Source organism: Neorhizobium sp. CSC1952, from assembly GCF_030378245.1.
Taxonomy (GTDB): domain Bacteria; phylum Pseudomonadota; class Alphaproteobacteria; order Rhizobiales; family Rhizobiaceae; genus Neorhizobium; species Neorhizobium oryzae_A.
The window spans coordinates 3,612,053-3,634,800 of record NZ_CP128416.1 but is presented as its reverse complement, the minus strand read 5'-3'; the positions used below and the strand labels follow the sequence as shown (position 1 = coordinate 3,634,800).

General features: G+C 59.9%; 23 protein-coding genes and 1 pseudogene. 14 read left to right on the top strand and 10 right to left on the bottom strand.

The genetic code is table 11. The annotated features are described in order from the left end of the window. Nucleotides 1-9: 9 nt before the first annotated feature. Nucleotides 10-1,461, bottom strand: a complete 1,452-nt coding sequence (locus QTA58_RS17725) for a UdgX family uracil-DNA binding protein (RefSeq protein ID WP_289673206.1) — start codon at nt 1,459-1,461, stop codon at nt 10-12. Next, a complete protein-coding gene (locus QTA58_RS17720) occupies nt 1,461-2,693 on the bottom strand; it encodes a putative DNA modification/repair radical SAM protein (RefSeq protein WP_085424885.1) in 1,233 nt (410 codons plus the stop codon). The genes QTA58_RS17725 and QTA58_RS17720 overlap by 1 nt, the downstream gene beginning before the upstream one ends. 241 nt (nt 2,694-2,934) lie before the next feature. Here QTA58_RS17720 and greA point away from each other — a divergent pair, with 241 nt between their 5' ends. Next, nucleotides 2,935-3,411, top strand: a complete 477-nt coding sequence (gene greA, locus QTA58_RS17715) for a transcription elongation factor GreA (protein ID WP_085425145.1) — start codon at nt 2,935-2,937, stop codon at nt 3,409-3,411. Between the two features lie 30 nt (nt 3,412-3,441). Then, the gene (locus tag QTA58_RS17710) at nt 3,442-4,500 is read left to right on the top strand and encodes a glycosyltransferase family 4 protein (RefSeq protein ID WP_289673205.1); all 1,059 of its coding nucleotides are present in this window, start codon (nt 3,442-3,444) and stop codon (nt 4,498-4,500) included. Here QTA58_RS17710 and QTA58_RS17705 read toward each other — a convergent pair. Next, the gene (locus QTA58_RS17705) at nt 4,484-5,509 is read right to left on the bottom strand and encodes a glycosyltransferase (protein ID WP_289669860.1); all 1,026 of its coding nucleotides are present in this window, start codon (nt 5,507-5,509) and stop codon (nt 4,484-4,486) included. The two genes, QTA58_RS17710 and QTA58_RS17705, sit on opposite strands and share 17 nt — an antisense overlap. A 250-nt stretch (nt 5,510-5,759) precedes the next feature. On the opposite strand from QTA58_RS17705, the gene QTA58_RS17700 reads away from it, so the two are divergent. From QTA58_RS17700 to QTA58_RS17685, 4 genes are all read left to right on the top strand, one after another. Beyond that, nucleotides 5,760-6,539, top strand: coding sequence for a glycosyltransferase family 25 protein (locus QTA58_RS17700; protein ID WP_289669858.1), 780 nt, complete (start codon nt 5,760-5,762; stop codon nt 6,537-6,539). Between the two features lie 118 nt (nt 6,540-6,657). Next, nucleotides 6,658-7,587 carry an FkbM family methyltransferase gene (locus tag QTA58_RS17695; protein ID WP_289669856.1) on the top strand — a complete coding sequence of 310 codons (930 nt, stop codon included), beginning with the start codon at nt 6,658-6,660 and terminating at the stop codon, nt 7,585-7,587. A 75-nt stretch (nt 7,588-7,662) separates the two neighbouring features. Then, nucleotides 7,663-8,352, top strand: a complete 690-nt coding sequence (locus QTA58_RS17690) for an FkbM family methyltransferase (protein ID WP_289669854.1) — start codon at nt 7,663-7,665, stop codon at nt 8,350-8,352. Between the two features lie 12 nt (nt 8,353-8,364). Beyond that, nucleotides 8,365-9,372 (top strand): glycosyltransferase, encoded by a 1,008-nt coding sequence (locus QTA58_RS17685; RefSeq protein ID WP_289669852.1) that lies wholly within the window; start codon nt 8,365-8,367, stop codon nt 9,370-9,372. Nucleotides 9,373-9,374: 2 nt separating this feature from the next. Here the strand turns inward: QTA58_RS17685 and QTA58_RS17680 are convergent. The 3 genes and pseudogenes from QTA58_RS17680 to QTA58_RS17670 form a co-directional block, all read right to left on the bottom strand. Next, nucleotides 9,375-9,467 (bottom strand): annotated as a pseudogene (locus QTA58_RS17680) (ArsR family transcriptional regulator); the annotation flags it as partial. 80 nt (nt 9,468-9,547) lie between these two features. Further along, complete coding sequence (locus QTA58_RS17675) at nt 9,548-10,597, bottom strand: glycosyltransferase family 2 protein (RefSeq protein WP_234811324.1); 1,050 nt, start codon at nt 10,595-10,597, stop codon at nt 9,548-9,550. Nucleotides 10,598-10,629: 32 nt separating this feature from the next. Next, the gene (locus QTA58_RS17670) at nt 10,630-11,097 is read right to left on the bottom strand and encodes an Lrp/AsnC family transcriptional regulator (RefSeq protein ID WP_085424889.1); all 468 of its coding nucleotides are present in this window, start codon (nt 11,095-11,097) and stop codon (nt 10,630-10,632) included. A 218-nt stretch (nt 11,098-11,315) separates the two neighbouring features. On the opposite strand from QTA58_RS17670, the gene trxB reads away from it, so the two are divergent. The 4 genes from trxB to QTA58_RS17650 all read left to right on the top strand — a co-directional run bounded on the left by trxB (nt 11,316) and on the right by QTA58_RS17650 (nt 15,250). After that, complete coding sequence (gene trxB / locus QTA58_RS17665; RefSeq protein WP_289669849.1) at nt 11,316-12,290, top strand: thioredoxin-disulfide reductase; 975 nt, start codon at nt 11,316-11,318, stop codon at nt 12,288-12,290. A gap of 15 nt (nt 12,291-12,305) precedes the next feature. Next, complete coding sequence (locus QTA58_RS17660) at nt 12,306-13,202, top strand: LysR family transcriptional regulator VtlR (RefSeq protein WP_085425149.1); 897 nt, start codon at nt 12,306-12,308, stop codon at nt 13,200-13,202. 597 nt (nt 13,203-13,799) lie between these two features. Further along, a complete protein-coding gene (locus QTA58_RS17655) occupies nt 13,800-14,096 on the top strand; it encodes a metalloregulator ArsR/SmtB family transcription factor (protein WP_085424891.1) in 297 nt (98 codons plus the stop codon). Between the two features lie 32 nt (nt 14,097-14,128). Beyond that, nucleotides 14,129-15,250, top strand: coding sequence for an alkene reductase (locus tag QTA58_RS17650; RefSeq protein WP_085424892.1), 1,122 nt, complete (start codon nt 14,129-14,131; stop codon nt 15,248-15,250). Between the two features lie 335 nt (nt 15,251-15,585). On the opposite strand, the gene QTA58_RS17645 is transcribed toward QTA58_RS17650, so the two are convergent. After that, nucleotides 15,586-15,849, bottom strand: coding sequence for a DUF2188 domain-containing protein (locus tag QTA58_RS17645; protein ID WP_085424893.1), 264 nt, complete (start codon nt 15,847-15,849; stop codon nt 15,586-15,588). A 222-nt stretch (nt 15,850-16,071) separates the two neighbouring features. On the opposite strand from QTA58_RS17645, the gene QTA58_RS17640 reads away from it, so the two are divergent. From QTA58_RS17640 to QTA58_RS17625, 4 genes are all read left to right on the top strand, one after another. Then, entirely contained in the window at nt 16,072-17,175 is a 1,104-nt protein-coding gene (locus QTA58_RS17640) for a calcium:proton antiporter (protein ID WP_234811325.1), read from the top strand. Nucleotides 17,176-17,343: 168 nt separating this feature from the next. Beyond that, nucleotides 17,344-18,462 (top strand): 5-methyltetrahydropteroyltriglutamate--homocysteine S-methyltransferase, encoded by a 1,119-nt coding sequence (locus tag QTA58_RS17635; RefSeq protein WP_289669844.1) that lies wholly within the window; start codon nt 17,344-17,346, stop codon nt 18,460-18,462. 97 nt (nt 18,463-18,559) lie between these two features. Next, nucleotides 18,560-19,024: a DUF3597 domain-containing protein gene (locus QTA58_RS17630; RefSeq protein WP_289669842.1), complete on the top strand. Its 465-nt coding sequence runs from the start codon at nt 18,560-18,562 to the stop codon at nt 19,022-19,024. A 374-nt stretch (nt 19,025-19,398) separates the two neighbouring features. Next, nucleotides 19,399-20,625, top strand: coding sequence for a PQQ-dependent sugar dehydrogenase (locus tag QTA58_RS17625; protein ID WP_289669840.1), 1,227 nt, complete (start codon nt 19,399-19,401; stop codon nt 20,623-20,625). Nucleotides 20,626-20,666: 41 nt separating this feature from the next. On the opposite strand, the gene QTA58_RS17620 is transcribed toward QTA58_RS17625, so the two are convergent. The 3 genes from QTA58_RS17620 to QTA58_RS17610 all read right to left on the bottom strand — a co-directional run bounded on the left by QTA58_RS17620 (nt 20,667) and on the right by QTA58_RS17610 (nt 22,621). Beyond that, entirely contained in the window at nt 20,667-21,053 is a 387-nt protein-coding gene (locus QTA58_RS17620) for a type II toxin-antitoxin system VapC family toxin (RefSeq protein ID WP_289669839.1), read from the bottom strand. Next, the gene (locus tag QTA58_RS17615; RefSeq protein ID WP_289669837.1) at nt 21,050-21,316 is read right to left on the bottom strand and encodes a type II toxin-antitoxin system prevent-host-death family antitoxin; all 267 of its coding nucleotides are present in this window, start codon (nt 21,314-21,316) and stop codon (nt 21,050-21,052) included. Before QTA58_RS17615 ends, QTA58_RS17620 begins: the two co-directional genes overlap by 4 nt. Nucleotides 21,317-21,418: 102 nt before the next feature. Further along, the gene (locus tag QTA58_RS17610; RefSeq protein ID WP_085424899.1) at nt 21,419-22,621 is read right to left on the bottom strand and encodes a pyridoxal phosphate-dependent aminotransferase; all 1,203 of its coding nucleotides are present in this window, start codon (nt 22,619-22,621) and stop codon (nt 21,419-21,421) included. Nucleotides 22,622-22,748: the final 127 nt, after the last annotated feature.

Sequence of the window (22,748 nt, the reverse complement as noted above, 5' to 3'; positions counted from 1 at the left end):
TTTCCCCGCTCAGGCGGCCAAGCGGCTGATCTGACTCATGTCCTCCCTGAACCGCACCAGTTCCTCCGCCTTTCTTTTTTCATCCGGAATCCGCAGGAGATACGACGGATGAACGGTGACGAACAATGTACGCCCGTCGTCCATGGGGATCGGCTCGCTGCGCACGTCATCCAGTTTCTGGCGCATGTCGGTCAATGCGAACAGGGCCGTCGCGCCCATCGCCACGATCACCTTGGGCTTCACCAGTTCCAGCTCCCGGATCAGCCACCAACGGCATTGCCTGATCTCTCCCATGTTCGGCTTTTGATGGATTCGCCGCTTGCCGCGCAGCTGGTATTTGAAATGCTTGACCGCATTGGTGATGTAGAGCGAGCGCCGGTCGATCCCGGCCTCCGCGAGCGTATCGTTGAACAGCTTGCCGGCCGGCCCCACGAAAGGCTTGCCGGCAAGGTCCTCCTGGTCGCCCGGCTGCTCGCCCACGAACATCACTTTCGCGTCCGGCGGCCCCTCCCCGAATACGGTCTGTGTCGCCAGGCAGTGAATGTCGCAACGGGTACAGACGCGCGCCTCCTCCTTCAAGGATGCCAGCGTGCCCGGCGATGGTTCGGGCGGCGCCGGCGCCCTCGCGGCCGCCTCCCGGATGCAGTGATGATAGGGCAAGGGATCGCTCGCCGCCTTGCCGGCCATGTCGATGACACTGGCCTCCGCATTGGCGATCAGGCCGGGAATAAGCTCTGCTTCCGGCAGGTTCTTCCAATATTTCTTCGGCATCTCCCTGGTCATCATCTTCACCTTCAGCCGCGCGGGGTTGAAGATGGAGGCGTAATAGGTGCGCCAGAGGTCGTCGGTCTCGTCACGCAGGTCGGGCTTTTCCGCCGGCTCGTCGGTCGTGCGCAAGGTTTCGCCATCCCAGGAGGCGGAGCCCTTCGGCGTCGCAATCAGCCAGTCCATGTCCGTGAAGCGGCGCTGGAAGAACGGCGCCACGCGCGCCACGATGAAATGATCCGGCTCGAACCAGGAGACGAACCGGCGCCTCCCGGCCCCGCCGCCGGCGAGCGGCAGTTCCTTGAAGCGCACGAATGCCGTCATCTTGTGATAGTCGCGGCCGACGGACCTGGCCATCCGCTGTGCGGCGACGACGTCCGGATCGGAAGCCATCTGCAGAAGGTACCGCCCATGCATCAGCCGGAACAGCATCCGGTAAAGCAGCGCGAAACGGGTGGGATCCGAATGACAGATCACCGCGCCCGCCAACTTTAGGAAAGCCGACGGCACGGTCAGCGGCGGATGTTCCGGATGGGGCGGAGGCAGACGGTTGTCGTCGAAACCGAACAGGCCGTCCGCATCGTCCATCGTCCGCCAGTCGATGATGTCGGGCACGATCCCTGCGGCGAGGAAGGCGCGGGCCGCATCGCGCCACTCCGTCAGGTCACCCCGCCCCCTCAAGGAATACCGGTACATCATAGAAGCGAAAGCTGCTCCGGCTTCGGTTCGAACATGGCCCTGAGGTCCGGCCGGTCCACCAGCCGGTGCGGCGTCCAGCCCTCGCACGTGACGAACGGTTGAATTTTCCTGAGCGATACGCCGAGCCGCTTGAGGTCATCCAGCCTGAGCCGCCGAAACCTGCGCGCCGAAAGAATCTGCTTCACCGTCCCGGTCCCGAAACCGGGAACACGAAGAAGCTTTTCCCTCTCGGCCCTGTTCACGTCGACGGGAAATTGCGCGCGATGCCCAAGCGCCCAGGCAAGCTTGGGATCGAGGTCCAGATCGAGCATCCCGTCGGCGCGCTGAGACGTGATCTCGCCGATTTCGAAACCGTAGAAACGATAGAGCCAGTCGGCCTGGTAGAGCCGATGCTCCCGCATCAGCGGCGGCTTGATGAGCGGCAGGTTTTTGGACGAGTCCGGTATGGGGCTGAAAGCGGAATAATAGACGCGCTTCAGCCCGTAGCTGCCGTAAAGCCGGGCGCTGGTGCCGAGGATCGTCTCGTCATCCGCTCCGTCTGCACCGACGATCATCTGCGTGCTCTGCCCCGCCGGAGCGAATGTCCTGCGCCGTTTGGTCTGCAGCGTCGGCTCGGCCATCTCCTCGATTTTCAGCCTCAGCTCGCCCATCGACCGGCGGATATTGTCGGGATGTTTTTCGGGAGCGAACCTGTCGATGCCGGCATCGGTCGGCAGTTCGATATTGATCGACAGGCGGTCGGCATAAAGCCCCGCCTCCTCGATCAGAAATGGCGAAGCTTCGGGAATGGTCTTGAGATGGATATATCCGTGGAAATTATGGCTGGTGCGAAGTTCTCGGGCGATCCGCACCATCTCCTCCATCGTATGGTCGGAGGAGCGGATGATACCGGAGGAGAGAAACAGGCCCTCGATATAATTGCGCCTGTAGAATTCCAGCGTCAGCCAGATCACTTCCTCGGGCGTGAAACGCGCCCGCTCCACGTTGCTGGAGGAGCGGTTGATGCAATAGGCGCAGTCATAAATGCAGAAATTGGTGAGCAGGATCTTCAAAAGCGATATGCATCGCCCATCCGGCGCATAGGCGTGGCAAATCCCCGACCCTTCCGTGGAGCCAAGGCCTCCGGAAGCCAGCGAATCCCGCCCGGCGGTCCCGCTGGAAGCGCAGGAGGCATCATATTTGGCGGCGTCCGAAAGGATCGCCAGGCGTTCTTTCAGCGACTTCTTCATTATTTTGTTCACTAAATGTTCTGTCGCTGAACGTCAAGTCATTGACAAAGGAACGGGCTTCGATTCACATGTGCGAAGGAGGGGCCACGCCGACACGGTTTCGAAATTCCTAGCACCGGCTGTCGAAAATCTGTTATAGTGACCCAAACTCCGATTTTGCGATGGTTCCGAAGTTTTGCTCCGGAACCTGTTTCTTTTTGTGTCCGCGGCATCCGCGGGCATGAGCCTGAAGGACAAGGAAATGGTTGATAAGGTACCGATGACGCCGAACGGTTTCGCCAAGCTGCAGGAAGAGCTGCGCTGGCGCCAGCAGGAGGAGCGTCCCCGTATCATCGAGGCAATTGCCGAAGCGCGCGCCCATGGCGACCTTTCGGAAAATGCCGAATACCATGCCGCCAAGGAGGCCCAGAGCCACAATGAAGGCCGCATCACCGAGCTCGAAGACCTGACGGCGCGCGCCGAGGTCATCGACCTCACCAAGATGTCCGGCTCGAAGATCAAGTTCGGTGCGACCGTGAAACTCGTCGACGAGGACACCGACGAGGAAAAGACCTATCAGATCGTCGGCGACCAGGAAGCCGACGTGAAGGCCGGCCGCATTTCCATCTCCTCGCCCATCGCACGCGCCATGATCGGCAAGGAAGTCGGCGATTCCATCGAGGTCGTCGCGCCGGGCGGCTCGAAGGGCTACGAGATTCTTGCCGTTTCCTGGGGCTGACACCCTGTGAAAGAAAACGGCGATCCCGCCATCATCGACATCCGTGACGTCGAAGTGATCGCGCCGAATTTCAAGCGGCGCCTCTCCGGCGTCACCTCCACCATCATTCAGCTCGTTCCGGTCCAGAGAGCGCTCGGCCAGAAGGTCGCGGCCCTTGGGCCGGGCCTCCCCGCCGACCTGCCGCATATCCGCTTTCGCGACCTTCCCGCGCTCTGGCGCCCTCCCCGCGGCAAGCGCTTCCGCATCTGGCATGCCCGCCGCAACATCGAGATGCTGCCGGCGATCCTGATGCGCGACGTGCTTCGCATGCCGCTCAGGATCGTCTTCACCTCGGCCTCGCAGCGCCGCCATACCGGCTGGACGAAATGGCTGATTTCGAGGATGGACGGCGTGATCGCCGTGAGCGGCAGGACGGCCGATTACCTGACCGTGCCGAATACCGTCATCCTGCACGGCATCGATACGGACCGTTTCTCGCCGCCGGCGGACAAGCCCGAGGCGAAGCGTGCCCGCGGGCTCGATCCGGACAAGAAGATCGTCGGCTGCTTCGGCCGCGTGCGGCATCAGAAGGGCACGGACCTCTTCGTGGATTCGATGATCCGGCTGCTGCCGGCGCGTCCCGGCTGGGCCGCGATCGTCGCCGGCCGCGCCACGGGCCCGCATGCGGAATTCGAAAACGGGCTGAAGGCGAAGGTGGCGGCCGCCGGGCTTGCCGACCGCATCCTCTTCGTCGGCGAGCACACCGATATCAACGAATGGTATCGCGCCCTCGACCTCTTCATCGCGCCGCAGCGCTGGGAAGGGTTCGGCCTGACGCCGCTCGAAGCCATGGCGACCGCCGTGCCGGTGATCGCCACCGATGTCGGCGCCTTCCCGGAGCTGCTGGTGACGGGCGAAGAGGAAACCGGCGTGATCATCGCCCGCGACAGCCTCGATGCCATGGCCGAAGCAACCGCCCTCTTCATGGACGACGACGCGCGGCGCAACGCGGCATCGGCCCGCGCCCGTGCCCATGCCGTCGAGAGTTTCAGCATCGAGGGCGAGGCAAAACGCCTCGGCAATCTCTACCGGATCATGGCTTCCGCTTGAAAAGCTCGATATAGGCGCCGGCGACGGCGTCTTCCGAGAACTGGCCGACCAGTGTCGCGCGACCGCCCTCACCCACCTTCGCCGCCAGCTGGCGGTCGGCGATCAACTGGTTGATGGCGCGAGAAAATCCTGCGACGTCGTCGATATCGACGAGCAGGCCGTTTTCGCCGTCCCGCATGAACCAGGACGGGCCTTCCGACCGCGAGGAGATTACTGGCTTGCTCTGCGCCCAGGCTTCGAAAATGACGTTGCCGAGCGGTTCGTGGCTGGACGGCATGATGAACATGTCGGCGGCGGCGACATAAGGCCGTGCGTCCTTCTGCCAGCCGAGGAAGCGCACGCGGCTCTCCAGCTTATGCTCCCGCGCGACCGCCTCCAGCGCCTCCTGCTCCTCGCCCTCGCCCGCAATCCACAGATAGGCGTCCGGCACCGCCGTCATCGCTTCGATCAGCAGGTGGATTCGCTTGCGCTTGACGAAGCGCGCCATCGTCATGACCAGCGGCACGCCTTCCGGCGTATTGGCGAGCGAGCGCGAAACGGGAGCAACGGCCGTCGTGTCGGTAAAATTGGAAATCACCTCGACGCCCCGGTCCCAGCCGAGATTGTTGCGCACGTGGTCCGCGATCCCCGGTGTGTTGCAGACCAGGATGTCGGAATTCTTGAAATAGCCGAGATGGGTCGGATAATCGCCAAGGCGCGAGAGCTTGATGCCGCCCTTGTAGGCCGGCATCAGACGAGCGCCGCGAGTGGACCAGGAAATGATCGCGTCCGGCTTTTCTTTCTCGGCCAGCAGGCGAACCCTGATCGGCAAGAGGATGCGATCGATCGAAAGATTGCGGAAGTTGCTCTGGATCACGCGGGCATGAGCCTCGACATCCGGACGCCAGCGCCGGTTCCAGCGCATGACGGCAGTCTGCTCCACGCCTCTCCGAGCAAGCGCGCCAACGAGATGTACAAAGAACTTCTCCGCTCCGCCATCCTTGCCAAAAATATACTGATGAACCCGCATTGGTTTTGCCCTGCCGTTTCTTTCCGCTGCGTGTATGCCGAACGACAACTGTGGGCAAGGTCATCTCCATGTAATAGTGGAAGCATCCGCAGGAAACTCTTTTGCCCGCCTTGGAATCCCGGTGCCGCTCAAACGGCTTGACTTGCATGTAAGGATGTCTTCAACCACGTTAGCGGATCACCGCAGGGTCGCGGCAGCGAGCGGCCGTCGGCACGAGAGTTCACGGCGGCTGTTCGTCGGAAAGGAAAAAATGCATTCGCTTGGTGTCTACGTCATTAATCTGGATGGCAGCCGCGACCGTCTACAAACCATCAGCCAGCGACTTGCAGCTTTCGACATCGCTTTCGAGCGGGTCTCGGCAGTCGATGGCCGCCAACTCGATCTGTCCGCATTGACCGACTACGAGGCAGCCCGCGCCGAGCGCTACATGGGCCGCAGCCTCGTTGGCGGAGAAATCGGCTGCTATCGAAGCCATCTCAAGGTGGCAGCGCAATTCCTCAGCTCCGATGCCCGCTATGCGCTGGTTCTCGAGGACGACGCCCTGCCGCTCTGCAATCCGGTCGAACTGCTCGAAAAGGCGCTTCCTGACCTGGAGAAGATCGACCCGCACTGGCGGCTGATCAACATTGGAAACAACAAGCTGAAGATCGCCACCCCGCTGGCGCGCTACGACATCGGTGGACATGATTGCGAACTCGTGGCGGCGCATTATTTTCCGATGACGACGAGCGCGATAGTCTGGTCTCGGGAGGGCGCCCGGCTTTTCATCGAGGAGCACCGGAAGATTTTCGCACCGGTCGACAATTACTTCCGGTACTGGCTGACGCGCACAGGCCACGGCTATTCCTTCTGGCCCGCTCCCGTCACGACAACCGAAGCCGCCAGCGAAATCCTCGCCGCCTCCGGACGCGCCAGGAAGACCAACAAGAGGAAGTGGTATTATGGCCTAGCCAAACAATACCGCCTGTTTCAGGACAAGTTGATTGCCTTACTGAGTAAATGCGGCCTTCGCCAGCCGACCGGAAACTAATTTGAAGCCATTGTTCAAACCGGCAGCAGTTTGCATTAATTTGCCGCGCGGCGGTTGGGTCGTTGCAACCGCCCGAACTCGTTTACGCTCTTAGCCAAATTGAAAGACGGTAATACCGATGACGTCATTTCGCAAAATGCTCAACAAAGGCCTGCGATCAGTTGGATACGAAATTACGGAAGTAGCTTCAAGGCGCTTCGCTAAACTTAAAAACTTTCAGAAAGCGGAAATATATATTGAGCGATACCGGGAAATAATTTCTGATCCGCTTAACCTTTTGATCGAAAAAGACCCATATGCAGGCTATGTTGACAAGAATTTGGTCACATTACACAACGGCAATCGCGTCCCGATTGAAGGCGACCTGGCCTATTACAAAGAATTTAGCGACATCCTGATTATCAATAGAGGTGTCCATGAGCCTCTCGAAGAGTTCTGCTTTCAACAAATGCTGAAGAAGTTGAAGAAGCCATCGCCCCTGATGCTCGAGCTAGGAAGCTATTGGGCTCACTACTCCATGTGGCTGCTGAAAACACATGTAAGCGCTCGATGCTATATGGTCGAGCCCGATCAGACTAATATAGAATGTGGCATCAACAATTTCAAAATTAATAACTACAAAGGCGAGTTCATAAAGTCGTTTGTTGGAAAATCCAGCTTCCAAGTTGACGAATTTATGAGAGAAAAAGCTTTTGACAGCCTCGATATCCTTCATTCCGATATACAGGGATACGAGGTAGAAATGCTGGAAGGCGCTACTGGCCTGCTGTCAAGAAAAGGCGCTTCCTACGTGTTCATATCCACGCATAGCCAACAGCTGCATAATAATGTCGAGCAAGTAATGTCTGAATTTGGCTACCGGATTGAGGTGTCCTCTGATTTCGATCGATGCACGACCAGTTATGACGGCTTTGTTTTGGCTTCGTCACCTGACGTCGAGCCCGTGTTCGGCCATTTCAACCCCATGGGCAGAACAGAAATCGTTTCTTCTACTTCATCAGATTTGGCACGGTTCATCGCGTCCACCGCTGCCTTAGCTTCAGAATAGAGCCTAAGCAGGCGATATGGTTGCATTCCAGCAGTCGTTGATTTAATGCGCTGTTGGCTGCATATGGAGATTGGCATGGGCTTGCGGACATTTCTAGGACTGAAAAAGAAACGCGCCCGTGCTGAAGCAATGCCATTCCCTACGATTGAAGGCTTTTCCCAATTACATCAAGATAGTTGGATCGTTTCAGAGACAAACGGCAAGCGGGATGGCTTTTTTGTCGAGATCGGAGCCTTCGACGGCACGAGCCTGAGCAATACCTTGTTGCTGGAGCGGGACTACGGGTGGTCAGGGATTTTAGTTGAACCAAACCCTGCGTTCACCATACCGATCTTGTCTACCCGAAAAGCCAAACTTTGCACGCAACCTGTCGACAGCCAGTCGGGCAACTCGGTCACGATGCTTTTCGTGACAGAAAAACCGGAGATTTCAGCGATCAACCGTGTCGCCTACAATGACATGAATTCGGAACAACGCAAAAAGGATCACGTCCAAATTGAAATGCAGACCATCAGTCTTTTGGATCTGCTGATCAAGTTCAATGCGCCCGAGGTTATCGATTACATCAGCATCGACACCGAAGGGAACGAATTCGATATTCTGGAAAACTTTGACTTCCAACGTTTCGATATCCGATTTTTCAGCCTCGAACACAATTTTACGGAAGCTGAAGCCAAGCTCGATAATTTGATGCGGAAGAACGGGTATGAGCGCGTTTTCAAGGACATTACTAAGTTTGACGCATGGTACCGCAAAATTTCCTGAAAACGAGAGAACATGAAGCCTAAGCTGCATGCCGTGACATACGGCAAGGATGATAAGCCAAGCGTCAGGCACAGGTTTATCGCCGGCTTGGACTATTTCAGAAATTACTTCGAAGTAACCTGGAGCCCGTCATTTTCAGACGAAAGGATAGACTTGCTCTGCCGGGGCGACGTGCTCCTCGTACAAAAGCGAATTCCCAAGCTGTCATGGACATGGTGGCGGTCCCGTCGGTCGGAGGCAAAGATTGCCTATGACTTCGATGACGCCATGTGGACCAGTGCGCTCGGGGACTCTTTCGCCCGACGCTGGCGCACCAACCTCCGTCTCCGGTCCATAATATACCGGGCCGATCTCGTGACGGTGGCGAATGCCTATTTGGCGGACTGGGCCAGAAACACCGGTGCTGATCCTCTGATCGTCCCCATGGGCATCGAGTTGCCCCCCATAGCCGAACCGGGGAAAGCATCCGGACCAATTCTTTTTGGCTGGGGCGGACACCCGCAAAGCCAATATTTGCTGCAATCGATCTCTCCCGCTCTGCAAAGATTTTTCTCGAACCGGCGCGACTGTCGCTTCGTTGTCATGTCGGGCAAACAGCCAAATCTTCCTTTCGAGTTCGACTGGTGGCCGTTCGATGCGGAAAACGAAAACAGGTTCTTCTCGTCGATCGATGTCGGTCTGGTTCCCAGCACCCGTTCGGATTTCGATCGAGGCAAGTCTCCAATCAAGATCCTTCAGCACTTCGCAAATGCCCGGCCCGTCGTTACTGACGGTGTGGGCGCCACTCGCGAGCTCGTCGATCCCTCGACAGGGTGGCTTGCGGACGGAACCGGCGACCTTTCTGCGAGATGGGAGAAAGCGCTCGTCGCCGCAGCCATGGATACCGATGGACGCCTGTCACGCGGCAGAGCAGGAAGAAGGCGCATAGAAGAGCGACATTCCAAAGATCATGTCTTCAAGACTTTGACCGCAGCCCTAGTCTCTCTTTCTGAAGAAAGGGAGAAAGACAGTAAGATATGAGGTCAAACTTCCACTAAACCGAGCTGCTTGACCCGCCGAATCGTCAACACGGTGAGGATGATGTCCATATGCTCGTCCGCGGTCAGTATCTCGATGCCCCGATGGAAACCTTGCCGGGAACGAAAAGAGACTTCACACGGCACCACATAGTAATCATCGAAGGCAATCGCATCGTTCACACCTCCGTGCCATCGAAAGGAGATACGATGAAACCCTGGTCGACAAGTTGACGAGGTTCTTTGAAGCGTACGCTGCCCGGATAAGCGAAGGCGACCTCACTATCAGCAGTAATTCGTTGCATCATCTTCACATATTCCCGGGCGCCGCCGAAATGCTGCCCGCCGTCGATCGCAGCCTGAACGCGTTCCTGATAGTCGGAAAAGAACTTGAAGTGCAATAGGACGCCAAAAATCGGGGAAAAATTGCGCTGGTACGGCAGGGGCTGATGAATGTTCTCGCCCAAAGAGCACTCGTCATCCCAGAATATCAAGGGATACTTCATCAGGTCGACATCTGACCCAAACAGGCGCTTTCTTGCGCCTCCCCGAATCCGCAAAAAGCGGGAATTCCTTATAACACTATATCCGTCCTGATCGTAACAATCAGCGACCTGCCATGGCATCAGATCGTTTTCACCGGTGAATTCTGCAGCGGCGATATCCCCGGACGGATACATATCGATCATGGGCGCTGCCAGCCTACGGATTGAAAGCGCCTCGATACGCCCGATCAACGCTCCGAGAGGCATTTCGAAGCATCGATCGTATATAAGAAACTCATCGGAATCGACGTTGAGATACCAGTGATTGGATCCGTAGATCTGGAAAAGCTCCTGCCGCCAGCTTTTTCCCCGCCTGGCATCCTTATAGCGAAGCCGCGACGTCCAGAGATCCAGATCCGCCTGGGACGACAGGTATTCCGCCGTCCCATCCGTCGATTGATCATCCACGCAAATGAACCGCGTCACACCAAGCTTGCGATAGTGCGAAAGGAACGACGGGAGAAGGCGCTGATCGTTGCGAGAAAGGAAGATCAGGGGAATGTCAGGGCCGGCCAGCGGGCGAAATTGCTGCGGTGAAAAGAGTTGCAGCGAACGCTCCTTGGTAAATACGCCGATACGCTTTCTCGATCTCTTCGTTCCATGCCACGCCAACATCCGCTCGATGGGAGAACGGCGCCACAACTCGCCTTTCATTCCGGGCGAAGGATAGATAATTTTAGGCATTCGCCCCTCATTTCCGACCATTGGGCAGCCGCTCAGATCTCCACCAGTCCAAGCTGTTTGACCGGGCGGATCGTCAGCATGGTGCGAACGGTGTCCACATGCTCGTCGGCGGTCAGGACCTCGATGACGAAATCCTGAAAGACGGTAAGGTTCTGGGCGGCGCAACGAAGAAGGAAATCGCTGTCGCCGTTGACCATCCAGGCCTCGCGCACCAGCGGCCATTGCTGAACTTTGGCCGCGAAGGCCTTGAGGTCCGCATCCGACTGGCGCTTCAACCCGACCATGCAGAATGCGACGAGATCAAACCCGAGTTTCGTCCCGTTGAGAACTGCATGGTAACCTTCGATGATTCCGGCCTCCTCCAGCTTGCGCACGCGGCGCAGGCATGGTGGCGCGGATATCCCCACGCGCTCCGCGAGCTCGACATTCGTCATTCGCCCGTCGCGCTGGAGTTCCCGGAGGATTTTAATGTCGATGGCGTCCAGATCGGCGCGAAACACGGCTTTCCCCTTTTGTCGGAATGGCTTTTAGCGGAAACGGGATTTAACGCAAGGATCATGCCTTCCATGCCAACTGATCTGTTGTTAATGCAAGGCTGCCCTTGCATTGATGCATGGATCAATCTTACATGGCGCTTTAAAGCGGCAGACCGGAAATCGACCACCTATATGAGGAGCGAAGAAACGCGCCTCCGCCGGTCTTGGAAAGGAAACAGCATATGTCCGCCCGTCATACCGAGGTTCTGATCATTGGTTCCGGCCCGGCCGGTTATACCGCGGCGATCTATGCCGCGCGCGCCATGCTGAAACCGGTGCTGATCGCCGGCCTCGAACAGGGCGGCCAGCTGATGATCACCACAGACGTGGAGAACTATCCGGGCTTCGGCGATCCGATCCAGGGCCCCTGGCTGATGGAGCAGATGCTCAAGCAGGCGACCCATGTGGGCGCCGAGATCGTCAACGACCTCGTGACGGAGGTCGAGCTCAACCATCGGCCCTTCACCGTGCGCACCGATTCCGGCCAGGTCTGGATGGCCGATACGCTGATCATCGCCACCGGCGCCAAGGCGAAATGGCTGGGGCTCGAAAGCGAGCAGCATTTCCAGGGCTTCGGCGTTTCCGCCTGCGCCACCTGCGACGGCTTCTTCTACCGCAACAAGGACGTGATCGTGGTCGGCGGCGGCAATTCCGCCGTCGAGGAGGCGCTCTACCTCTCCAACATCGCCAAATCGGTGACCGTCGTGCACCGCCGCGACAGTTTCCGCTCCGAAAAGATCCTGCAGGAGCGCCTCTTCCAGCGCCCGAACGTCAGCGTGCTGTGGAACACGGAAGTGGCCGAGATCACCGGCAAGCCCGCGAAAGCGCCGCTGCCGCCGTCCGTGGAAGGCGTGAAGCTGCGCAACACCGAGACGGGCGCGATCACCGAGCGGCCGATCGACGGCGTCTTCGTGGCGATCGGCCATGCACCGGCAACCGAACTCTTCAAGGGCAAGCTGAAGATGAAGCCGAACGGCTATCTCTGGACGGCCCCGGATTCGACCGCCACCGACGTGCCGGGCATCTTCGCCGCCGGCGACGTGACCGACGACACTTTCCGCCAGGCGATCACCGCAGCCGGCCTGGGCTGCATGGCCGCGCTCGAAGCCGAACGCTTTCTCGCCGGCATCCAGCCGGTCGCCGTGGCCGCGGAGTAACGTTCAGCAATGGGTGTGCCGCTCGACTGGGATAAATTGCGCATTTTTCACGCGGCGGCGGAGGCGGGTTCCTTCACCCACGCGGCGGACAAGCTTCATCTTTCCCAGTCGGCCATCAGCCGCCAGGTCAGCGCGCTGGAACAGGATGTCGGCGTAAAGCTCTTCCATCGCCATGCGCGCGGCCTCATCCTCACCGAACAGGGCGAGCTTCTTTACCGCACCGCCCACGACGTGCTCTTGAAGCTCGAGACGGTGAAGGTGCAGCTCACCGAGACGACGGAAAAACCCTCCGGCAAGCTGCGCGTCACGACGACGGTCGGGCTCGGCCAGGGCTGGCTGACCGACAAGGTGCAGGAATTCCTGCAGCTCTATCCGGAAATGTCGATCCAGCTCATCCTCGACAACGAGGAGGTGGACGTGAACATGCGCCATGCGGATTGTGCGATCCGCCTCCGGCAGCCGCAGCAGTCCGACCTCATCCAGCGCAAGCTCTTCACCGTGCATATGCACGTCTATGCGGCCCCCTCCTATATCAACCGCTACGGGGAACCGCAGTCGATCGAGGATCTCGACAACCATCGCATCATCACCTTCGGGGAGCCGGCGCCGAACTATCTGCTCGACGTCAACTGGCTGGAATATGCCGGCCGCTCCTCGGACAACACGCGCACGCCGCATCTGCAGATCAACAGCCAGACCTCGATCAAGCGGGCCTGCCTGCTCGGTATCGGGATCGCCTGCCTGCCGGACTATATCGTCGGCCGCGACCCGGGACTGATTCAGCTCGCGATCAACGCCGACATCCCCTCCTTCGACACCTATTTCTGCTATCCGGATGAAATGAAGAACGCGGCGAAGCTCAAAGTCTTCCGCGATTTCATCGTCGGCAAGGCGCGCAACTGGAATTTCTAGGCCCCCGAACGGAAAGAACGCCGGAGCTGGAAACCCTTCAAACCTGAAGGATTCCAGCGGTCTGCGGCCGCCTGCTATTCCCGTCGGTGGGCCTTGAAGACCAAGCATTGCGCGTCATGCATGGCTGACTTGCACAAAATGCCATTGTTCACTGCACAAAAAACCACCATATCGCACACAGCTGATGCACATGGTGGCTTTTTCCTCCCAGTTCCACCGCAGCAGCTGTTCCCCTCTGGAGGTTTTTTGACCTTCACACTTATAGGGCCCTGGAGCGATCCGGTGGCCCTTTTTTTTGCCTGTACGACGCTCGGCCTGCCTCCGCCCATTAAAACTTCTGTTCAATATTCCATCCGCACCCTTGTCGGACCGGCCGCCCATCCCCATATTCATGTCAGCCGGCTGCTCTTGACGACGTCCCCCGTCGTCCGCGTCGGCTGTTCCCCTCTGGAGGTTTTGACCTTCACACCTGAAAGGGCCCTGGAGAAATCCGGCGGCCCATTTTTTTTACGAGCCTTCCTTTCTGCGCAAACGGTTTCCTTTAAATCGTCACCGGACGATCTATATATCGGCAAAATCCGATATCTGGATCCTGGCATGGACAAGACGGAAATTCTCAAGGCGCTGGCGCACCCGGTCCGGGTCGAATTCCTGGAATGGATGAAGGAACCCGAGCGCCATTTCTCCAATCAGGCGCATCCGCTCGAAATGGGTATCTGCGCCAACCAGTTCGAAAAGCGCTGCGGCCTCTCCCAGTCCACGGTCTCGGCGCATCTTTCGACGCTCGAAAAGGCCGGGTTGCTGAAGATCGACCGCGTTGGCCAATGGGCGTTCTACCGCCGCAATGAGGAAACCATTGCGGCCTTCCTCGACGAGCTCAGTTCGTCGCTCTGATCCTCCCCCAACTAGAGATAAAGGAATTTCCGATGGCCAGCCTTTTTGATCCGACCAAATTCGGCGATATCGATCTCGCCAATCGCATCGTCATGGCGCCGCTGACGCGCAACCGCTCGCCGAGGGCGGTTCCGAACGACCTCAACGTCACCTATTACGAACAGCGCGCCTCGGCCGGCCTGATCATCACCGAAGGCACGCCGGTGACCCAGCAGGGCCAGGGTTATGCCGACGTACCCGGGCTCTACCTGCCTCAGGCGGTCGAAGGCTGGAAGAAAGTGACGGACGCCGTGCATGGGAAAGGCGGCAGGATCGTCACCCAGATCTGGCATGTCGGCCGCGTTTCCCACACCTCCCTGCAGCCGAATGGCGGCGCGCCGGTCGCGCCTTCTGCCATTCCCGCCGGCAGCAAGACCTATGTCATCAACCCTGACGGTTCCGGCGCCTTCGTCGACACCTCTGCGCCTCGCGCGCTTGAGCATGCCGAAATCGCCGGCATCGTCGATGATTTCCGCAAGGGTGCCCGCGCGGCGATCGATGCCGGCTTCGATGGCGTGGAACTGCACGGCGCCAACGGCTACCTGATCGACCAGTTCCTGAAATCCGGCGCCAACAAGCGCACCGACGAATACGGCGGTTCGATCGAAAACCGCACCCGCTTCCTCCTGGAAGTCGTCGATGCGGTCACCGGGGAGATCGGTGCCGGCCGCGTCGGCATCCGCCTGTCGCCGGTCACGCCCGGCAACGGCATCACCGAAGCCGATCCGCAGCCCCTCTTCAATTACGTGGTCGAGCAGCTCGGTCCGCGCGGCCTCGCCTTCATCCATGTGATCGAAGGCGCCACGGGCGGCGACCGCAGCTTCTTCCAGGGCGACAGGCCCTTCGACTACCAGGAACTCAAGAGCATCTACCGCAAGGCCGGAGGCACGGGCGGCTGGCTGGTCAACAACGGCTACGACCGTGAGAGCGCCATCGAGGCCGTCGAAAGCGGCTATGCCGATGCCGTCGCCTTCGGCAAGCTCTTCCTCGCCAATCCGGACCTCGTGCAGCGCCTCAGGAACGACGCGCCGCTCAACCAGCCGGACAAGGCCACCTTCTATGGCGGCGGCGCCAGGGGTTATACCGATTACCCGGCGCTCGAAGCCGTCGCCTGATGAGACACCGAAGGGGGGGCCGCGACGGGCGGCCCTCAGACTGCTGACAAAGGTTCGAAAATCTCCGATCGTCATGCTCGGGCCTGTTCCGAGCATCTGCAAACCATTGACGTTCATAGATCCTCGGCATAAGGCCGAGGATGACGCCGAGCAGGACGCGAGGTTTGTCATCAAGCTGGGGGCCGCGACGAGAGGCCCTTTTCTCCAGGCCGGAAGCGAGACGACCTGTCGATCGACCTCTGGGGTCGCTGTGCACGAAACCTCAAATCTTCGCGCCGGCGGCCGCCCTCAACGGGCTTGTCAGAGGTATCCTCGGACCATGGCCGCAGCTGACCTCAATGCGTGGTCGCTCCCTGGTCGCCGTCCTCGACTTCGGCTTCCGGACGGTCGCCGCCATCGCTGTATTCGGTGTGCCAGACGCCCTTCTCGTCCTGCCAGCTGATCTCTTCCGGGTCGCCGCCCACCTGTTGCTCGGCCGCGACGATGCGCGCTGCCTGCAAGGCATCGGAATGGGTAGGAAAAGTTTCCGAATAGACGTCGCCCTGGCGATAAGCCCAACCGCCATCATGCGGCACGACCTTGTAGACAATCTTGGTCATACTCCCTCCTTGTTCTTCTTTCATGGCCGCATCGATCCTCCGGATCGGTCTCCAGACGCGGCACAGCATTGAAAAAGCAGGAAGTGCGCCGCAAGTTCCAGGCCACCTCCGGAATTATGTCATCAAAGCCTGCTTGTCGCAAATCCTCGAGCCGAAGCCGGCCCATCCTTGATGCCGCAGGTTGCCGCGTTAGATTGTGCCGATGAACATCAGGAGCGGCCGGTGAGAGTTCTCTCTCTTCTGAAACAGGAAAGATTTCTCATCGTTGCGCTCGGGGCCGCCTTCATCGCCTACGCCGTGGAACATTCCGTCCTGGAGGCGGGCCAGACGGCCTCGGTCATCGCTGCCGTCGCCCTGATCGCCATCATCATTCTCGCCTCGACCCGCGTCGCCCATCATGCGGAGGTGCTCGCCCACAAGGTCGGCGACCCCTATGGCACGATGATCCTGACGCTGTCGGCCGTCGCCGTCGAAGTGCTGATCCTGGCGATCATGATGGGCAACACGACCTCCCCCACCCTGGTGCGCGACACGATCTATGCGGCCGTCATGCTGGACATCAACGGCATCCTGGGCCTGGCGGCCCTGCTTGGCGGCCTCCGCCACGGCGAGCAGCCCTACAACGACGATTCCAGCCGCACCTACAGCGTGATGATCCTGACAGCCATGGGCATTTCGATGATCGTGCCGGAATTCATCCCTTCCGACCGATGGCACTATTATTCCGCTTTCACCATCGCGGCGATGATCGCGCTCTACGCGGTCTTCCTCAAGATGCAGGTCGGCCCGCACAGCTATTTCTTCAGCTACAGCTACCCCCGCGCCAAGGCGGCAACGGGCGGAGCGGCACCCCGGGAGGAGGCCAAGGAAGAGTCGGCCGCGATCTCCATCGGCATCATCCTCTTCGGCGTCCTGGTCATCGGCTTCCTCGCCGAATTCATGTCGGCCTTCATGAATGCCGGAATAGAGGGCATCGGCGCCCCGCCGGCCCTGATGGCCGTCGTCGTGGCGACCATCTCCGCGGCGCCGGAAATCCTGACGGCGTTGCGCGCGGCCCTCAGGAACCGCATGCAATCCGTGGTCAACATCGCCATGGGAGCGTCGCTCTCGACCGTCATCCTCACCGTGCCGGTGATGGAAAGCATCGCGCTCTACAGCGGTCAGCCCTTCGTCATGGCCATGACGCCGGTGCAGACCGTGATGGTCGCGGTCACGCTGATCGCCGCGGCGATCAACCTCAATGACGGTCAGACGAACGCGATCGAAGGGATGACGCACTTCGTCCTGTTCGCGACCTTCGTGATGCTGACGGTCCTCGGCCTCTGACGAAAAGCGATTCCGTAACAACAAGTTGCACATGCATACGGAATCGGATTGAGAAGACGTTGAATCAGTGCGTGAAATATGCTGTTTCGCCTGGAGAGGCCCAATCTGTATACACGCCTTCGCCGTTGCCGGGTTCCGGCAGCTTGTACAAGTAATATGGAGGATTCCATGCCAACCCCGCCCTACAGAGCCGATCACGTCGGTTCGCTCCTGCGTCCCGCTTCCATCAAGGAAGCCCGCAGGAAGTTCTACGAAGAGAAGAGCATTTCCGCCGATGAACTGAAGGCCGTCGAAGACGAAGGCATCAGGGAGCTCGTCAAGCTGCAGGAAAGCGTCGGCCTCAAGGTCGTCACCGACGGCGAAGCCCGCCGTCATTTCTGGCACTACGACTTCCTCGGCGAACTCGACGGCATGGAATTCGTCACGCGCGAAGCGCACAAGGGCGTCACCTTCCAAGGCGTCAAGCTGCCGCCGACCTTTCCGACCATCAACGGCAGGCTCGACTTCCCGGACGACCACCCGCATCTCGAGCACTTCAAGTTCCTCGCCGTCAACACCAAGGTGACGCCGAAGATCTCCATCCCCGGCCCGAGCGTCGCGCATTACCGCACGGCCCGCGCCGACGTGACCTATCCGGAATACCAGGACCAGGAAGCGCTGTTCGCAGCTCTCGCCCGCACCTATGCCAAGGCGGTGCAGAAGTTCTACGAAGCCGGCTGCCGTTACCTCCAGATGGACGACATCTATTTCGCCTATCTCGGCGACGAGAAGCAGCGCGCCATGAAGCGTGAAGAAGGCTACGATCCGGACTGGCTGATCGAGAAATACGCGCTCACGATGCATGAGGCGATCAAGGATCGTCCGAAGGACATGCTGATCGGCATGCATATGTGCCGCGGCAACTTCCGCTCCACCTGGGCTGCCGAAGGCGGTTACGACGCGGCGGCCGATGCGATCTTCAACAAGACCGGCGTCGACATGTTCTTCATGGAATACGACACGGATCGCGCCGGCGGCCTGCAGCCGCTGAGCCTGCTCCAGAAGGGTTCGAAGCAGCGCGTCTATCCGGGCTTCATCACCACCAAGACCGGTGAGCTGGAAAGCCTCGATTCGCTCCGCCGCCATTTCGACGAAGCCTCGAAATATGTCGACCTCGACCAGCTCGGCATCGCGCCGCAATGCGGCTTCGCCTCGACCGAGGAAGGCAACTCGATCACCGAGGACGATCAGAAGCGCAAGCTGGAGCTCGTCGTGAAGACCGCCGAGACCATCTGGGGCACGGCCTGACGGAAATCTGGTGGCCGCAGCCGATCTTGCTGCGGCCGCCCCTTGAGTTTTTTCCAAACTTGCACAAGTCTCTCCTAGACAACCTGAGGAGAGTAGAATGGGCATCTTCGACAAGATCAAGAACGCAATCTTTGGCGGCGCAGCCAAAGCCGCTCCGCAGCCCACCGCGGAGCCTCTGAAGCCTGCGGCTCCGGTGTCGGCATCCGCCGCATCGACGCCCGCGGCGACCCCTGCCCCTGCAGCACCACCCTCCGCCGCTCCGGCCGCGGCAGCCCCCACGGCAGCAGCACCCGCATCCGCCGGCCCGGTGGATATCGAGCCGATCCTTGACGCGGCAGTCAAGAAAAGCGGTCAGAAGCTCGATTGGCGCCGTTCGATTGTCGATCTCATGAAGGCGCTCGACCTCGATTCCAGCCTCACCGCCCGCAAGGAGCTTGCCGAAGAGCTTGGATATACCGGCGAAAAGAACGGTTCGCCCGAAATGAACATATGGCTCCACAAGGCTCTGATGAAGAGGCTCAAGGAAAACGGCGGAAAGGTTCCGGCCGACCTCCTCGATTGAGTTTCTGTAGCCGGCACCCGCTGACAGCCCGCCTCCCGGCGGGCTCAGCTTGATGACGAACCTCGCTTCTTGCTCGGCGTCATACTCGGCCTTGCGCCGAGGATCTATAAACGTCAATGGTTTGCAGATGCTCGGGACAGAGCATGGCGATCGGAGATTTTCCAACCTTTATCAGCAGTATGAGCCCGCTTCCCGGCGGGCTTTTTCTTGAGCGCCCCCTGCAGGCGCCGATAAATTATTCTTGAATGGCGCGTGTGCGACCATTTCGCATGAACGCCCTAGATGAAGGCCATCATTCGGCACTCGATCGCCACCGCGCGGGAGTGGCGTTTCCGGACCTGCGGCAGGCGCCGCCTCATCGAAGGGAGTTCACGATGAAAAACCTCACTCTTCTCCTGGCCGGCTCGGCCCTCTCCGCCGTGCTGATCGCCGGCTCCGCGCTGGCCCAGACCGCCGGCCAGCCGGCCGAGACCAGGCGCCCGAATGCGCAGAACCAGACGCCCGCTTTCACGGGCCAGACCCGTGCGCCGCAACCGGCCGAGATGCCGAAGATTTCCCATGAGGTGGTCGCCGACGGCCTGCCGCATCTCTGGGCGATGGAGTTCCTGCCGGACGGCCGCATGCTGGTGACCGCCAAGGAGGGCGCCATGCACATCATCTCCGAGGAAGGCGAAGCCGGGCCCGAGATCGGCGGCGTTCCGGAGGTCCTGTCCGGCGGCCAGGGCGGCCTGCTCGACGTGGCGCTCGCGCCGGACTTCGCGACCTCCGGCATGATCTTCTTCTCTTTCTCCGAGGAGCGGGAGGACGGCAACGGCACGTCGGTCGCCTCCGCAAAGCTCGTTCCGGACGATCAGGGGGGCGGCAGGCTGGAGAACGTCAACGTCATCTTCCGCCAGATGCCGAGCTATGACGGCAACAAGCATTTCGGCTCGCGTCTCGTCTTCGGCCCGAGCAACGAACTCTACGTCACCGTCGGCGAGCGCTCCGATCCCGAACCTCGCGTCCAGGCACAGGATCTCGGCAGCGGTCTCGGCAAGGTCTTCCGCATCGACATGAACGGCAAGGCACTGCCTGACAATCCCTTCGTGGACCAGGACGGCGCGCAGCCGGAAATCTGGAGCCTCGGCCACCGCAACCTGCAATCCGCCACGCTGGACGGTCAGGGCCGGCTTTGGACGGTCGAACACGGCCCGCGTGGCGGCGACGAGCTGAACCGGCCGGAGCCGGGCAAGAACTATGGCTGGCCGGAAGTAACCTACGGAATAGAGTACAGCGGCAGCCCCGTCGGCGAGGGCATCACCCAGAATGCGGAAACGGAACAACCGGTCTATTACTGGGATCCGGTCATCGCCCCTTCCGGCATGGCCTATTATGACGCCGATGCCATTCCCGAGTGGAAGGGCGCTTTCCTGGTCGGCGGCCTGGTCAGCCAGGGGGTCGTCGTCGTTCACATGGACGGCGACAGGGTCGCCTACGAAGAGCGCGTGCCGCTCGACGCCCGCATTCGTGACGTCAAGGTCGGCCCGGACGGCGCCGTCTATGCCGTCACCGAACAGCGCGGCGGCGGCGAATCCACGATCCTGCGGCTGACCAAGGGCTGATCCGCCGCCCGGCGAAGCGGTGTCCGGGGGAGCCGTTTCGCCTAGAATTTGAATGCGAGGCGATGGCCGGTCAGCGCCCGGTCGATCGTCACGAGCAGCAATCCTTCGGCCTGGCACTGCGCAAGCAGAAGCCGGTCGAAGGGATCGCGTGTTTCCGGCTCCGGCTCGGCAGCCGTGATGACGTGCGGGATATCGATATGGAGGATGGTAAAACCGGCAGAAGCCAGATAGCTCGGGATGTCCTCGACCGGAATTCGTGTTTCGAGCTTGCCCAGCCGAGACTTGATCGCGATCTCCCACAGACTTGCGACGCTAACGAAGCTCTCAGTCAGGCTTTCTGCGATAAGCCGCTCGATCAATGGATAGCGTTCAGCCATCTCCCGATTTACACCGGCTAACACGAAGTGCGTATCGAGAAGCAGTCTCATCGCTCGGGAAGCGGTCTTATAAGAAAATCTTCCGGTAGCGGATCATCGAAATCATCCGCTATGAAGCCTTTCGTCCTGACGATACCCTTGGAGCGAAGATAGGCTTCTCCAGCCTCCCAATCGATCCCGCCACGCTTTTTATGCGGCACGATGTCGAATACCGGCTTGCCGTCCCGGGTCACGGTCACGGTCTCGCCCTGCTCCACATCTTGGGCAAGCTCGTCGAAACGATCCTGTGCTTCGCGGATAGAGACGGTCTTCATGCGGAAAATGTAGCTACGCGCAGCCACATCGTCAATGTGAGCCCGCGAATGCAAAAAGCCCGCCAGCGTGGCGGGCCTTCTGAAATCATGCCGGCGATGGCTTCACTTGCAGTTGGCGCAGAAGCGCTGGATGCGCTTGCAGGCCTCTTCGAGAAGCTCTTCCGAAGTCGCGTAGGAGATGCGGAAGTTCGGGCCGAGGCCGAAAGCCGAGCCATGGACGACCGCAACGCCTTCTGTTTCCAGAAGCTCGGTCACGAAATCCTCGTCCGTCTCGATGACCTTGCCGGAGGGCGCGGTCTTGCCGATCAGGCCGGCGCAGGACGGATAGACATAGAAGGCGCCTTCGGGCGACGGGCAAACGATACCCTTCGCCTGGTTCAGCATCGACACGACGAGGTCGCGGCGGGCTTCGAAGATCTTCTTGTTCGCCGGAATGAAGTCCTGCGGGCCGTTGAGCGCCTCGACGGCGGCCCATTGCGCGATCGTGCAGGCGCCGGACGTCTGCTGGCCCTGGATCATGTCCATCGCCTTGATGAGCTCGACCGGGCCTGCCGCATAACCGATGCGCCAGCCGGTCATTGCATAAGCCTTGGAGACGCCGTTCATCGTCAGCGTGCGGTTATAGAGCTTCGGCTCCACTTCCGCGGGGGAGACGAACTTGAAATCGCCATAGGTCAGATGCTCGTACATGTCGTCGGTCAGCACCCAGACATGTTCGTGCTTGAGGAGGACATCGGTGAGGGCCTTGAGTTCGTCATGGCTATAGGCGGCGCCCGACGGGTTGGACGGCGAGTTGAAGAGGAACCACTTGGTCTTCGGGGTGATCGCCTTTTCGAGGTCGGCCGCGGTCACCTTGAAATTGTTTTCCTGCTTGGCTTCGATAAAGACGGACGTTCCGCTGCAGATCGCCACCATCTCCGGATAGGAGACCCAATAGGGTGCGGTGATGATCACTTCGTCACCCGGATTGAGCGTCGCCATGAACGCGTTGAAAAGAATCTGCTTTCCGCCCGTTCCGACGATCGTCTGGGCCGGCGTGTAGTCGAGATTGTTCTCGCGCTTGAACTTCCTTGCGATCGCTTCGCGCAGCTGCGGGATGCCCGAGACCGGCGGATACTTGGTCTCGCCGCGATTGATCGCGTCGATGGCCGCTTTCTTGATGTTTTCCGGCGTGTCGAAATCCGGCTCGCCTGCGCCGAGCCCGATCACGTCACGGCCCTTTGCTTTGAGGTCGCGGGCTTTCTGGGAAACGGCGATGGTGGCGGAGGGCTTTACGCGGGAAAGAGCGTCGGCAAGAAAGGCCATAATCTTCGTCCTGAAGAGCTGTTGAACAAGGCGGGATCGCGCGCCGAAACCGCCGCTACGCTCTATGTCTAAACTATGACGCCGTTTCAAGCGCAAAGCTTGAATGAAAGCGATCAAAGAAGCTGAT

What these genes read in the sequence shown, in the direction of transcription:
- QTA58_RS17685 (WP_289669852.1), top strand. Translation starts at nt 8,365, where the DNA reads ATGAAGCCTAAGCTGCATGCCGTGACATACGGCAAGGATGATAAGCCA.
- QTA58_RS17655 (WP_085424891.1), top strand. Translation starts at nt 13,800, where the DNA reads ATGGACAAGACGGAAATTCTCAAGGCGCTGGCGCACCCGGTCCGGGTC.
- QTA58_RS17690 (WP_289669854.1), top strand. Translation starts at nt 7,663, where the DNA reads ATGGGCTTGCGGACATTTCTAGGACTGAAAAAGAAACGCGCCCGTGCT.
- QTA58_RS17620 (WP_289669839.1), bottom strand. Translation starts at nt 21,053, where the DNA reads ATGAGACTGCTTCTCGATACGCACTTCGTGTTAGCCGGTGTAAATCGG.
- QTA58_RS17675 (WP_234811324.1), bottom strand. Translation starts at nt 10,597, where the DNA reads ATGCCTAAAATTATCTATCCTTCGCCCGGAATGAAAGGCGAGTTGTGG.
- QTA58_RS17650 (WP_085424892.1), top strand. Translation starts at nt 14,129, where the DNA reads ATGGCCAGCCTTTTTGATCCGACCAAATTCGGCGATATCGATCTCGCC.
- QTA58_RS17635 (WP_289669844.1), top strand. Translation starts at nt 17,344, where the DNA reads ATGCCAACCCCGCCCTACAGAGCCGATCACGTCGGTTCGCTCCTGCGT.
- QTA58_RS17630 (WP_289669842.1), top strand. Translation starts at nt 18,560, where the DNA reads ATGGGCATCTTCGACAAGATCAAGAACGCAATCTTTGGCGGCGCAGCC.
- trxB (WP_289669849.1), top strand. Translation starts at nt 11,316, where the DNA reads ATGTCCGCCCGTCATACCGAGGTTCTGATCATTGGTTCCGGCCCGGCC.
- QTA58_RS17610 (WP_085424899.1), bottom strand. Translation starts at nt 22,621, where the DNA reads ATGGCCTTTCTTGCCGACGCTCTTTCCCGCGTAAAGCCCTCCGCCACC.
- greA (WP_085425145.1), top strand. Translation starts at nt 2,935, where the DNA reads ATGGTTGATAAGGTACCGATGACGCCGAACGGTTTCGCCAAGCTGCAG.
- QTA58_RS17705 (WP_289669860.1), bottom strand. Translation starts at nt 5,509, where the DNA reads ATGCGGGTTCATCAGTATATTTTTGGCAAGGATGGCGGAGCGGAGAAG.
- QTA58_RS17720 (WP_085424885.1), bottom strand. Translation starts at nt 2,693, where the DNA reads ATGAAGAAGTCGCTGAAAGAACGCCTGGCGATCCTTTCGGACGCCGCC.
- QTA58_RS17700 (WP_289669858.1), top strand. Translation starts at nt 5,760, where the DNA reads ATGCATTCGCTTGGTGTCTACGTCATTAATCTGGATGGCAGCCGCGAC.
- QTA58_RS17615 (WP_289669837.1), bottom strand. Translation starts at nt 21,316, where the DNA reads ATGAAGACCGTCTCTATCCGCGAAGCACAGGATCGTTTCGACGAGCTT.
- QTA58_RS17695 (WP_289669856.1), top strand. Translation starts at nt 6,658, where the DNA reads ATGACGTCATTTCGCAAAATGCTCAACAAAGGCCTGCGATCAGTTGGA.
- QTA58_RS17725 (WP_289673206.1), bottom strand. Translation starts at nt 1,461, where the DNA reads ATGTACCGGTATTCCTTGAGGGGGCGGGGTGACCTGACGGAGTGGCGC.
- QTA58_RS17625 (WP_289669840.1), top strand. Translation starts at nt 19,399, where the DNA reads ATGAAAAACCTCACTCTTCTCCTGGCCGGCTCGGCCCTCTCCGCCGTG.
- QTA58_RS17645 (WP_085424893.1), bottom strand. Translation starts at nt 15,849, where the DNA reads ATGACCAAGATTGTCTACAAGGTCGTGCCGCATGATGGCGGTTGGGCT.